Raw genomic sequence first — 13,937 nt, 5'->3', positions numbered from 1 at the left:
CTTATTCTTGATTTTTTATTCTTCTTCCGGTGTAACCGTGAGTCGGAGAGGGAATCCCTCTTCACGAGCCATACGGGTGGCTTTTTGTACTTTTGACCGGGCGATATCATACGTATAGATGCCTACTACGGCCGATTCACTTTTATGTACCTGTATCATCAAAGCTTCTGCTTCCATCGTTGATTTGAAAAAAACGGTAGTTAATATCTTTACAACAAATTCCATTGTAGTAAAGTCGTCATTGAAAATGATAACTTTGAAGCGTCGCGGCTCGTGAAGGTCTATACGTTCTTTTTCTTTATAAGATGATTGTTGTTGTTCCATATTGGTATTTGTCATACGTACTTATGGCACAAAGGTAGGGAAAGTATTGGAAAGGTAGGGTAGGGAAGAGATGAATTTTGTCTCCCAAAGTAGCTAGAATGGCGAACTTCACAAAACTCATAACCATACCATGGATTGCATTGAAAGATTTGTATCATTCATAAATGGTATCACTAATAAAAAAGGGCAGAAACAATGCTATTATAAATAAAAAGAACAGAATATCACTCTTTTTCATAGATAGAAATGTGTTTTTCATTAATATTTGCGACAAACATACGAAAAAACTTCTAACTTCCTAACCAAACAACAATTTAAATTCGAGGTGTGAAGGAATGGCAAATAAGATTGCTTTCAGGCAATTTTATGTATAATATGGTCTGTGATTAATAATTCGACGGCTCTTTATTTGTTATCTAGCCATAATCTTTTATCTTTGTTTCCCGTCATGGAATAAAGTAAAAAGGTTATTATGAAAACAAGAGGATGGATTTTAACTGTAATTTGTAGTATGTTGTTATTGGTGGCGGGTATCACTTTTGCATCAATGGTGCTTGTCGGGCAACCGGCTTTGGCAAACGAATCATTGTGGTGGTGGATCTTGATAAATCTTGGTGTGATGGTTTTATTATTCGGGTACGGCGTGAAGCGGGGAATCCAGATATTGCGTATCTTCAGCATACCGAAAAGCAAACTGACACGGGAACCAGGTGTCGTGGTTTGTGATTATAATATCAGCCTGAAAAAGTATGCTTTGTATAAATTGTGGGACATCCGTCATTTCAGTTTTTCTTTGTTGTTTATCATTTATATTTGTATTGCATTGTGTACAGGGCACTATATTGTTCCCGAAGAGCAAAGCCTGTTCAGCCCGCTGCTGATTTGGTTCTTGTGTCTTATCTATATCTTGATTATGCTGCCTGTCAGACTAAATAAAATTTATAAGCGGAGTATTGCAGGGCAGACTTGGGTGGAAATAACTCCGGAAGGGTTGACATATGACAAGGCGAAACTGAAACAGACATTCCCTTGGGAAGAGATAGCAGGTATAGCTCTTTATAAGACCTATTGCTTTCTGTATGATAAAAGAGGCGGTGAATTTTTGATTGTAACTTCGGATGAAAAGGTGAAAGAATCCCTTCTTTACTATTTAAATACGAAAAAATAATGAATTAAAGCTAAGTGTTTTTCATAATAAGGTTGTTCGTATTATTATAATGTGTATTTTTGTAACAAAGTAATAATGAAAAACCTCTTAAGTATGAAAACACCTGTTCTCGCGCTATTCATTTCTTTAGTGGCATTTGGAGCCTGTGTGTCCAATAAACAAACCCAGCCGTCAACCGATTATACCCAATTGGTGAATCCGTTTATCGGAACCGATTTTACCGGCAATACTTATCCGGGAGCGCAAGCGCCTTTCGGAATGGTACAACTTAGTCCGGATAACGGCTTGCCCGGATGGGACCGTATTTCCGGCTATTTTTATCCGGACAGTACGATTGCCGGATTCAGTCATACCCATTTGTCGGGGACGGGAGCCGGAGACTTGTATGATATCTCTTTTATGCCTGTTACTTTGCCTTATCAGGAAGCGGAAGCTCCTTTAGGCATCTATTCCAAATTCTCTCATGCGGATGAAGAGGCTTCAGCAGGTTACTATCGCGTGTTGCTGAAAGATTATGATATCAATGTGGAATTAACTGCTACAGAGCGTTGCGGCATCCAGCGTTATACGTTTCCTGAAGGGGAGTCGGCTGTCTTTCTGAATCTGAAGAAAGCGATGAATTGGGATTTTACCAATGATTCTTATATTGAAATAATTGACTCATGCACTATTCAGGGATATCGTTTTTCTGAAGGATGGGCAAGAGACCAGCATGTGTATTTTCGTACTCGTTTCTCCAAACCGTTTGCTTCGGTAGAGATGGATACTACTGCCATTACTTTGAAAGGTAAACGTGTAGGTACGGCTTATATCGCCCGCTTTAATTTTGATACGGAAAAAGGAGAACAGATTGTTCTGAGTACTGCTCTTTCGGGAGTGAGCATGGAAGGTGCCGCTAAAAACATGGCGGCTGAGGCACCTCACAATGATTTCGATAAATATTTGGCTGAAACTAAAGATAATTGGAACCGCCAGCTAGGAAAAATAGAAATAACAGGTGACAACAAGGACGATAAGGTCAATTTCTATACAGCATTGTATCATACTATGATTGCCCCGACTATTTACAGTGATGTGGACGGGTCTTATTATGGTCCCGATAAGAAAATTCATCAGACGGATGGTTGGGTGAATTATGGAACCTTTTCATTGTGGGATACTTATCGTGCCGCACATCCGTTATTTACTTATACGGAACCTCAACGTGTCAATGATATGGTGAAATCATTCATTGCTTTTTATGAACAGAACGGACGTTTGCCGGTATGGAACTTTTGGGGAAGTGAAACTGATATGATGATTGGCTACCATGCTGTGCCTGTTATTGTTGATGCTTATTTGAAAGGTATTGGTGATTTTGATGCTGAGAAGGCATTGGAGGCTTGTGTGACTACTGCTAATTTGGATAATTATCGTGGCATTGGTTTGTATAAAAAGTTAGGATATATACCTTATAATATAAAGGATGAATATAATGCGGAAAATTGGTCGCTTTCCAAGACATTAGAATATGCTTTTGATGATTATTGCATAGCCGAAATGGCCCGGAAGATGGGGAGGACTCAATTAGCGGACGAATTCTACAAGCGTTCTCAGAATTATCGCAATGTGTTCAATCCGGCATCAAGCTTCATGCAGCCGATAGATGATAAAGGAATATTCCAACCTAATTTCAGCCCGGATGACTACACTGCCCATATTTGTGAAAGTAACGGTTGGCAGTACTTTTGGTCTGTACAGCAGGATATTAAGGGGTTAATTGCCTTGACTGGTGGTAAGGATCGTTTTACAGAAAAGTTGGATAGTATGTTTACTTATATCCCGGCTAGTAATGCAGATTTGCCTCTTTTCAGTACAGGTATGATTGGTCAGTATGCTCATGGTAATGAGCCTAGCCATCATGTGATTTATCTATATAATAAGGTACGTCAGCCTTGGAAAACTCAGAAGTATGCGGCGCAGGTCATGCATGACCTTTATTTCAATGCACCTGCCGGACTGTGTGGTAATGAGGATTGTGGACAGATGTCTGCTTGGTATGTATTCAGTGCTATGGGATTTTATCCTGTCAATCCGGTAAGTGGTGAATATGAGATTGGTACGCCGTTGTTCTCCGAAATACAGATGCATTTGGATAATGGAAAAACGTTCACAGTACTGGCCCCTGGAGTAAGTCGTGAAAATATCTATATCCAGTCGGTGAAAGTAAATGGGCAACCATACGATAAGAGCTATATCACACACCGGCAAATAATGGACGGTGCTACTGTAGAATTTGAAATGGGTCCGGAACCGGGAAATATTTGGTATAGATAATAATTGGTTCAACTTATTAAGAATTGTACAGGAGGTGAGTTAAAAGTGATATTTGTTGTTATCGTTTTGCTGTAGAGGCGGGTTGAATCTGCGTGAAAATTGTATGATGAGCGGAAGCTTTCTACCCCTGCAGTGGATGATTGGATCGTTATTTGGAACATTGGCTCCCTCCTCATACAAAGGTGAATTATATAATATGAACGAGGAACTTGATGACACCTATAAGGCCGTCTTTCGTCAATGCTATCCTAAGCTGTTGTTTTATGCGACACGGCTGGTCGGTACCGAAGAAGCCGAAGATGTAGTGCAGGATGTTTTTGTGGAGTTGTGGAGGCGGAGAGATTCAGTCGTCATAGGAGAGCAGATTTTAGCTTTCCTTTATCGTTCTGTATATACCAAGGCTATAAATTTATTGAAGCATCAGGTTATAGAGAACAACTACAGTGCGGCAATGATAGAAATCTATGAACGAAAATTGCAATATTACCAGCCGGATCATGCTGAAGTTATTAAAAAGATAGAGAATCAGGAATTACGTCAGGAAATTTTTGAAGCGATTAATGAATTGCCGGATAAATGTAAGGAGGTGTTCAAACTGAGTTATCTTCATGATATGAAAAACAAGGAAATTGCTGATACTCTTGGTATTTCTTTACGTACCGTAGAGGCACATATGTATAAGGCCTTGAAATTTTTGCGCGAACGTCTCAGCCATTTATTATTGTCATTGATTATATTTTCAGCAAAACTGCTAAGTGTTTTTACAAGTTGAATTGTTTACTATATGAATAGGGAAAAAGATGAGTAAACTTAACGAAGATATTATTATCAGGTATTTGGAAAACCGATGCTCGGAGGAGGATTTTGTTCTTATCAATGAATGGATGAAAGAATCTGATGAGAATGCCGGAGAGTTATTCCGTATGGAGGAGATTTATCAGTTAGGTAAATTCCCCTTTGAGGAGGAAAATCTGGTAGCGAAGGCAGAGCGCAGGTTGGGTAGAAGATTGGAACAGGAAAATCAAAAGAGACAGGAGGTGTTCAAGCTTAAGAGTGTGTTGCGTTATGCAGCTGCTATAGTGGGCGTGATAGTGCTGGCTGCGGGATTGGCCTATTGGTTCCGGAATAAAGCGGAGGAATTGGTGGTAGCATCGGCTGCTCATGGACAAGTGCGTGAGATGTTGTTGCCTGACGGGACAAAAGTATGGTTGAACCAGTCGTCTGTTTTAAAATATCCGCGTGCTTTTGAAGGTAAAGAACGTCATGTATATCTGGATGGGGAGGCTTATTTTGAAGTGGCACGTAATCATGAGAAACCTTTTACGGTAAAAAGCCAGGCAATGGATGTCAGGGTCTTGGGAACCTCTTTCAATATAAAATGCCGTCCGGATAACAGTTTTGCTGAAACGACTCTGGTAGAGGGGGAAGTTGAGGTAAAAGATAAATCAGATAAAGGCAGAATTACTTTGTTACCGGGACAAAAGGCTGTTTTAAACAGGGTGACAGGGCGGATGCAGGTAAAACAGGTCGATCCCAAGATGGAGATAGTCTGGCATAATGATTTGATTCCATTTGAAAAATCATCTATTTTCCAGATTGCGGCAGCATTGGAACGGTTCTATGGGGTGAAGATTATCCTTTCACCGGATGTAGACAGTACCAATACTTATTCAGGAGTGCTGAAAAAGAAAGATAATATAGAGTCTGTGCTGAATTCTTTGCGTAACTCTATTCCTTTCAATTATAAGAAAGTAGATGATAACAATATATTTATCTCATCGGAAACGAAATAATTTTTAAATAAAGAACTATGAAAATCAACATGCTCTTAAGCGGCTGTCTTCTAGGGTTATTGTGTTTCACCGCATGTGATTCTGAGGGCAATGAAATGAATGATTACACCCATTATGTCAACTCTTTTATTGGTACAGGAGGCCATGGACATACCCATCCGGGTGCTATGGTTCCCCATGGCATGATACAGCCGGGACCAGATACTCGTATTGACGGTTGGGATTCCTGTTCCGGATATTATTATGAAGATACTACGATCAATGGCTTTGCCCATACACGTCTTAGTGGTACCGGGTGTGCGGATTTCGGAGATTTCCTGTTGATGCCGACTGTAGGTGTGCAACGCACTGATTTTTTGGGAACAGAAAGCCAGAAGCGTCCTTTCGCATCGGCTTTTTCTCATGAAAAGGAACATGCCGAACCGGGATATTATTCTGTCTTCCTGGATACATACGGGGTAAAAGCCGAACTGACCTCAACAGAGCGTGCGGCAATGCATCGGTATACTTTCCCGGAAAGTAAGGAGTCAGGATTTATCTTGGATATGGACTATAATATTCAGCAACAAATCAATCAGGTCATGGAAGTGGAGGCTGTGAATGATACTGTGTTGCGGGGGCGCAAACGCAGTGCCTATTGGGCATACCGGCAGGATCTTTATTTTTATGCCGTATTTTCCAAACCCTTCACGTATACTTTGTACACGGATACTGTTCAGGAAAATGACAAACAGATTCCTGTATGCAAAATGCTTTTGCATTTTGAAACGGCGAAAGACGAACAAGTGCTGGCTAAGTTCTCTATCTCTTCTGTTGATGCGGAAGGTGCTTATAAGAACCTCCAGGCTGAGATGCCCGGTTGGAATTTTGATGGAGTGCGTGCCGATGCTAAGAAGAAATGGAATGAATGCCTGTCAAAGATTGCAGTCAAAACCAATAATGAAGACCAGCGTGCCATTTTCTATACGGCTATGTATCATGCTTTCCTAAGTCCCAATCTGTTTACTGATGTAGACGGGCGTTACTTGGGAATGGATTTGAAAGTGCATACCACCGACATGAAACATCCGGTTTATACCATTTTCTCTTTGTGGGATACTTTCCGTGCGTTACATCCGTTACTGACTATTGTCGATCCTCAGTTGAATACGGAATTTATCCGTTCATTGATAAAGAAGCATCAAGAAGGTGGTATTTTCCCGAAATGGGATTGTGTATCCAATTATACCGGAACGATGGTAGGGTATCATGCGGCTTCGTTGGTAGCCGATTCTTATGTGAAGGGATATCGCGATTTTGATGTGCAGGAAGCTTACAAGGCATGTTTGCGTGCGGCGGAATATGATACGACCGGTATTGTCGCTCCCGGTTGGCTGATTCCTTATGTAATGCCTAAAGCTCGTTACTATAAGAATACCCTTGGCTATATCCCGTGTGATCGTGAGAATGAATCGGTTGCGAAAGCGTTGGAATATGCATACGATGACTGGTGTATTTCCGTGTTGGCAGACAGCCTGGGAGATACTGAAACCAAGGAGAAATATGCCCGTTTTGCGGATGCGTACGAATTTTATTTTGATCCTGCCACCCGTTTCATGCGCGGATTGGATAGTAAAGGTGAATGGCGTACCCCGTTCAATCCCCGTTCTTCCAATCACCGTAATGATGATTATTGTGAAGGAACTGCATGGCAGTGGACTTGGTTTGTTCCGCATGATATTCCGGGATTGGTGAAGTTGATGGGTGGAGAGGATGCTTTCGTTGGAAAGCTGGATTCTTTGTTTACGGTTTCTTCCCAGTTGGAAGGAGAGGCTACCTCTGCTGATATCACAGGACTGATAGGCCAGTATGCGCATGGCAATGAGCCGAGTCATCACATTACTCACATGTATAACTATGTAAATCGTCCATGGCGTACTCAGGAATTGGTTGACAGTGTGCTGCATAACCAGTATTTCAATGCTCCTGATGGCTTGTCGGGTAATGAAGATTGCGGTCAGATGTCTGCATGGTATATTTTGAACTCCATGGGCTTCTATCAGGTATGTCCCGGCAAGCCGGTTTATTCTATCGGACGTCCGTTGTTTGAGGAGGTGACGATTAATCTGCCCGACCGCAAGACTTTCGTTATCCGTACCCACAACAACTCGAAGACCAATAAGTACATTGAGTCGGTTCTGTTGAACGGAAAACCACTGGATGTTCCTTTCTTTACCCATAATGACATAGTACGTGGGGGAACGATGGAGATTACCATGAGTCCCGTACCGACGGAATGGGGAAAACAGATAAAGAATTAAAAAGTATAACTTAACCCAAATAACAATATCATGAAAAAATTATTTCTATCAGTTGCAGTCCTGTGTGTTACACTGTTTGTGCAGGCAAAGGATTATGCAGACTATGTGAGTCCGTTGGTAGGTACACAGTCTTCCTTTGAACTCTCTACAGGAAATACTTATCCTGCCATATCCCGTCCGTGGGGTATGAATTTCTGGACTCCCCAGACAGGAAAGATGGGGGACGGATGGCAGTATGTCTATACGGCTAATAAAATCCGTGGTTTCAAACAAACCCATCAGCCCAGTCCGTGGATTAATGACTATGGTCAATTTTCCATCATGCCCGTAACTGGAAAACCGGAATTTGAGGAGGACAAGCGTGCAAGTTGGTTCTCTCATAAAGCTGAAATTGCAAAACCTTATTATTATAAGGTTTATTTGGCAGAACATGATGTGGTGACTGAAATGGTTCCTACGGAACGTGCCGCTATGTTCCGCTTTACTTTTCCTGAAAATGACTCATACGTAGTGGTTGATGCTTTTGATCGTGGCTCATCTATCAAGGTGATTCCCGGAGAAAACAAAATTGTGGGCTATACCACTCGCAACAGTGGTGGTGTTCCTGCCAACTTCAAGAATTATTTCGTTATTGAGTTTGATAAGCCGTTTACTTATGAGGCTACGTTCTCTAACGATGTACAGCCTGAAAAACCGGACGGCAGTGTTCCTGTAACCTTGAAAGAAGGTAAACTGGAGCAGACTGATTTCCATACCGGAGCCGTTATCGGTTTCAAGACAAAGAAAGGCGAAGTAGTTCATGCCCGTGTCGCTTCTTCATTCATCAGTCCTGAACAAGCAATTCAGAATCTGAAGGAATTGGGTGGAGACAGTTTTGAAGTATTGGTACAGAAAGGTAAAGATGCCTGGAATGAGGTCTTAGGTAAAGTAGAAGTGGAAGGTGGAACATTGGATCAATACCGTACTTTCTATTCCTGCTTGTACCGTTCCTTGTTGTTCCCGCGTAAATTCTATGAACTGGATGCCAATGGGCAACCTGTTCATTACAGTCCTTACAATGGGGAAACATTGCCGGGATATATGTATACGGATACAGGATTCTGGGATACATTCCGTTGCTTGTTCCCTTTCTTGAACCTGATGTATCCTTCGGTAAATCAGGAAATACAGGAAGGTTTGATTAATACTTATAAGGAAAGCGGCTTTTTCCCCGAATGGGCCAGCCCCGGTCATCGTGGTTGCATGGTCGGCAATAATTCAGCTTCTATCTTGGTCGATGCTTATCTGAAAGGAGTACGTGTGGAAGATGTGGAAACATTATACAAAGGACTGATTCATGGAACGGAAGCTGTACATCCTGAAGTTTCTTCTACCGGACGTCTGGGATATGAATATTATAACAAGCTGGGCTATGTGCCTTGTGATGTGAAGATTCATGAGAATGCAGCCCGTACATTGGAATATGCATACGATGACTGGTGTATTTATCAGCTGGCGAAAGAATTGAAACGTCCGAAGAAGGAAATCGCACTCTTTGCCAAGCGTGCCATGAATTACAAGAACCTGTTTGATTCGGAAAGCAAGCTGATGCGCGGCAAGCAGAAGGACGGCAAATTCGCTCCTAAATTCTCACCGTTAAAGTGGGGAGGTGACTTTACGGAAGGAAACAGCTGGCACTATTCTTGGTCTGTATTCCATGATCCCCAAGGCTTGATTGACTTGATGGGAGGTAAGGAAATGTTCATTACCATGCTTGATTCTGTCTTTTCGGTTCCCCCTATCTTTGATGATAGCTATTATGGACAGGTGATTCATGAAATCCGTGAAATGACAGTTATGAATATGGGTAACTATGCACATGGAAACCAGCCCATTCAGCACATGATTTATATGTATGATTATGCGGGTCAGCCTTGGAAAGCCCAATATTGGTTGCGTGAGGTGATGAACCGTATGTATACAGCCGGACCTGACGGATATTGCGGTGACGAGGATAATGGACAGACTTCGGCATGGTATGTATTCTCTGCATTAGGATTCTATCCGGTATGTCCCGGTACAGATGAATATATTCTGGGTGCTCCGTTGTTCAAGAAAGCGACACTGCATTTTGAAAACGGAAAGAACTTGGTAATAACCGCACCGGATAACAGCGATACCAACCGATATGTAGATGAAATGCGTGTAAACGGTACTGTTTATACCAAGAATTATTTGAAACACAATGAATTGTTACAAGGTGGTGTTATCGATTTCAAGATGACCGACCGTCCGAATATGCAACGTGGAACACAAGAAAGTGATTTGCCTTATTCATTTTCAAAAGACGAAACAATGAAATAAAAGTTTCACCATGCATTTCTCTCTTGTAAAGAGAGGTTGGAGGGGGATGTTCTCTTTTGGCAGCATTGCAAGAGTACATCCCCTTTTTGTTTTTAAATATTTCTTCTATACGTCAAAGTCCGATGATATCACTACTTTTGCCTTTCCTCTGTTTTTTCTAGAAAATTTAGAAAAAAGAACGAGATGGAGTAAGTGTTTTCTTTTAGCTGCCTGTTTTTATTCTCGAAAGGGGCATGAGAACCCCTTCACTGGAGAAAAATAAGTCAGTGTTAACTAATTTAATAAATTATGAAAGGCAATCAATTAATGAGAAAGCCCAAATTACTCAGGGCGCTTTTGATTCTTTTGTTTGTGGCTGCACCCATGCAATGGACTCGCGCACAAATTGTTCTTTCAACTCCCAAGACAACTCTTGGAGCGGTAATCAAGAACATCAAATCACAGTCTAACTATCAGTTTTTCTATGATGACAAACTGGCTGAAACGCCGGTGAATGCCATTGATGTAAAGAACGGTTCATTGCAGTCTGTACTTGATGCAGCTTTGCAAGGCAAAGGAATTACCTACAAGATAGAGGATAATATTGTCTATCTATCAGCACCCGGAGAACCTCAGACACCTCAACAGACAGGACAGGAGCATACAGTGACCGGAACAGTGGTTGATGCGACAGGAGAGGCCTTGATTGGTGTAAACGTACAAGTGAAAGGAAACCCTACAGCCGGTACGATTACTGACTTTGAAGGTAACTATTCTTTGTCGGTTCCCGGAAATGGCGAGATTGTGTTCTCATACATTGGTTACCGTTCGGAAACGTTGAAGCCCGATGGCAAGAATGTACTGAACGTAACCATGCAGGAAGACACACAGCAGATTGGCGAAGTGGTGGTAACCGCTTTGGGGATCAAACGTGAGAAGAAGATGTTGGGTTATGCGGTTCAGGAACTGAAAAGTGATGAACTGAACAAGACAGGTGACCCGTCTGTGACCAGTGCCTTGCAAGGTAAGGTGGCAGGTCTTCAGATGAATACTTCGGCTACAGGTTTAGGTGGTTCTACGAAAATCACCATTCGTGGTAACTCTTCTCTTACCGACAACAATCAGCCGTTATGGATTGTGGATGGCGTTCCTTTCAGCGACACTAGCACTTCAAGCGCATCCCGCTATGATGGTGTTGACCGTGGTAGCGCTTCCATGGACATTAATCCGGATGACATCGAGAGCATCTCGGTATTGAAAGGTCCGAATGCGGCTGCTCTTTACGGTTCGCGTGCAGGTAATGGCGTTATCTTGATTACGACAAAGAAAGGCAGTAAGAAAGATGGTTTCGGAATCCGTTATAGTGGTAACTTCACTTGGACAGCTATCGGCGAGACATTGGATATGCAACGCCGTTACGGACAAGGACATATTGATACAAAAGATGCCAAGACTGCGGTGTATGACAAAACGGATAGCGGAAGCTGGGGCCCGGTATTGGATGGAAGCATGAAAGAGGCTTGGAACGGAGAAACTTACGCTTACTCTAACTATGGGGATAAGTTGAAAGATTATTTTGATACCGGTTTCTCGCATACGCATAACGTATCTATCAGCAACGGTACAGAGAAATCACATTTCCGTACTTCTTTCGGATACTCAGATAATGACGGTGTATTCCCCACTGAAAGTTTGAGCCGTGTGAATGCCGACCTGAATGCAGGAACGGAATTGAACAAATGGGTGTCTATGGACGGAAAGATTTCTCTTTCACGTACAAAAGCCGATAACCGTCCACTGTATGGTGATTACGGTGCTATTTCCCAGTTGATGAGAATCCCTAACAACGTCCGTCTGGATGACTTGAAACAATATTCTGATGAAACTCATGCGCATGTGAACTGGACAGGACCTACTGCCAGTATCCGTAATCCTTATTATGTATTGCATCAGCGTCAGAATTCAGATGAACGCTGGCGTGCTTTCGGATATTATAGCATGAAAATCAATTTCACAGATTGGCTGCATCTGTCTGCCAAATACGCTTTTGACTACTACCGCACCAGAGTGCAAAGCACCAATGCGGGTGATGGTATCAATGGAGAAGCCAATACTTCCATGATTACGAATGACTCAATGGACCGTAGTGAAGAAAACTTCTTCGAGTCAAATGCTGAAGTCATTTTGATGGGTGACCGTCAGTTGACTGATAACTTCCGTCTGGGCTTCAATGTCGGTGGTAACTTTATGTACCAGCGTTCGGAAACTTTGGGTGTGGGCGTAGGTAATATGGTGGATAAAGGTAATTGGATGCTGAATGCGGCCAATTTGTTGAGAACCGGTAGTGAGGATGGTTACAAGCGTGCCATGAACTCAGTGTTCGGCTCTGTACAGATGGCATGGAAGGAATATCTGTCTTTGGATTTGACAGCTCGTAACGACTGGTCATCCACTCTTCCGTCAGGTAACAATTCTTTCTTCTATCCGTCTGCCAACCTCAGTTTCGTGGTTTCCGACTTTTTGCGCTCCATCGACAAACCGTTGCCAAGCTGGGTGACATTTGCCAAGGCACGTCTGTCTGCCGCACAGGTAGGTAAGGACACAAGCCCTTATCAGTTATACAACACCTACTCTTTCAAATTCGATAATGGTGTATTGACTCCGACCAAGGATAATGTGAAGATGAACGATCAGTTGAAGCCTGAAATCGCGACCTCTTATGAAGCAGGTCTGGACATGAAGTTCTTGAACAACCGTCTGGGCTTTGACTTTACTTACTATTACAGCAAAACAAAGAACCAGATTATGAAAGTGCCCGCAGCAGCTCCCTGGAGTGGTGGCCAATGGGTAAACGCAGGTATGGTAACCAATCAAGGTGTAGAATTTATGTTGTATTCCACTCTGGTAGAAACAAAGGATTTCGCTTTTGATTTGAATGTGAATATGGCTCACAACGTATCGAAAGTGAAAGAACTGGCTCCGGAAGAAAATGTGAACTATATGTTCTTTAACGGTGATGGAAACTTCCCTGTAAAAGTAGGTACACGCGCCGGACACAAATTAGGCGAGATTTATGCTACATCGCTTTATAAGCGCAATGAAAACGGTGATATTATCGTAAATGAAAATGGTTTGCCCATGACTGTGACCAATGAGTCTGAATATGTGAACAAACCTATCGGTAATATCCAGCCTAAGCTGACCATGTCTGTATCTCCTACCTTTACTTATAAAGGGATTACACTGTCTGCACTGTTTGATATGAAATTCGGTGGTGATATCTTCTCTTATTCCGAGATGCTGGCTACCGGAAACGGTTTGGCTAAGCGTACCTTGAACCGTGGTGAGGAAAACAACTATATGATGGTATTCCCCGGTGTGACAGAATCAGGCGAGGTGAATACAAAACAGGTTTCCGCCTCAGAATACTACGGCTCATTGCAGGCTGAGGATTTCATCTACGATGCTTCATTCATTAAACTGAAAGAATTGTCAATTGGCTATTCATTCCCTTCATCTATGCTGAAGAAGACTCCTGTCAACTCGCTGAATGTTTCATTTGTAGCACGTAACTTGTGTTATCTGATGAAGCACACGCCGGGTACAAGCCCCGAAGGCGGCTATGACACTACGATGTTCTCACAAGCCATTGACTATGCATCGTTGCCGTTTACACGTACTTTCGGTATTTCTATCAACTTAGGTTTCTAATTA

8 protein-coding genes are annotated in these 13,937 nt (G+C 42.3%); 7 read left to right on the top strand and 1 reads right to left on the bottom strand.

Going from position 1 to position 13,937, the window contains the following annotated elements:
• Positions 1-15 precede the first annotated feature (15 nt).
• The gene (locus GKD17_RS19270) at positions 16-324 is read right to left on the bottom strand and encodes an ATP-dependent Clp protease adaptor ClpS (RefSeq protein WP_032935709.1); all 309 of its coding nucleotides are present in this window, start codon (positions 322-324) and stop codon (positions 16-18) included.
• Positions 325-796: 472 nt separating this feature from the next.
• On the opposite strand from GKD17_RS19270, the gene GKD17_RS19265 reads away from it, so the two are divergent.
• The 7 genes from GKD17_RS19265 to GKD17_RS19235 all read left to right on the top strand — a co-directional run bounded on the left by GKD17_RS19265 (position 797) and on the right by GKD17_RS19235 (position 13,934).
• The gene (locus GKD17_RS19265) at positions 797-1,492 is read left to right on the top strand and encodes a hypothetical protein (protein WP_007832870.1); all 696 of its coding nucleotides are present in this window, start codon (positions 797-799) and stop codon (positions 1,490-1,492) included.
• Positions 1,493-1,585: 93 nt separating this feature from the next.
• Positions 1,586-3,808: a GH92 family glycosyl hydrolase gene (locus GKD17_RS19260; protein ID WP_007848853.1), complete on the top strand. Its 2,223-nt coding sequence runs from the start codon at positions 1,586-1,588 to the stop codon at positions 3,806-3,808.
• Between the two features lie 196 nt (positions 3,809-4,004).
• Entirely contained in the window at positions 4,005-4,580 is a 576-nt protein-coding gene (locus GKD17_RS19255; RefSeq protein ID WP_008654540.1) for an RNA polymerase sigma-70 factor, read from the top strand.
• 28 nt (positions 4,581-4,608) lie between these two features.
• Positions 4,609-5,601, top strand: a complete 993-nt coding sequence (locus GKD17_RS19250) for a FecR family protein (protein ID WP_007832876.1) — start codon at positions 4,609-4,611, stop codon at positions 5,599-5,601.
• A gap of 17 nt (positions 5,602-5,618) precedes the next feature.
• Positions 5,619-7,901 (top strand): GH92 family glycosyl hydrolase, encoded by a 2,283-nt coding sequence (locus GKD17_RS19245; protein ID WP_007832877.1) that lies wholly within the window; start codon positions 5,619-5,621, stop codon positions 7,899-7,901.
• Between the two features lie 30 nt (positions 7,902-7,931).
• Positions 7,932-10,244, top strand: a complete 2,313-nt coding sequence (locus tag GKD17_RS19240) for a GH92 family glycosyl hydrolase (RefSeq protein WP_007832883.1) — start codon at positions 7,932-7,934, stop codon at positions 10,242-10,244.
• 288 nt (positions 10,245-10,532) lie between these two features.
• Positions 10,533-13,934 (top strand): SusC/RagA family TonB-linked outer membrane protein, encoded by a 3,402-nt coding sequence (locus GKD17_RS19235; RefSeq protein WP_007832887.1) that lies wholly within the window; start codon positions 10,533-10,535, stop codon positions 13,932-13,934.
• Positions 13,935-13,937 lie beyond the last annotated feature (3 nt).

This window comes from Phocaeicola dorei, assembly GCF_013009555.1.
Classification (GTDB): Bacteria; Bacteroidota; Bacteroidia; order Bacteroidales; family Bacteroidaceae; genus Phocaeicola; species Phocaeicola dorei.
Note: the sequence above shows the minus strand (reverse complement) of the source record. Positions and strands in the feature narration are given on the sequence as shown.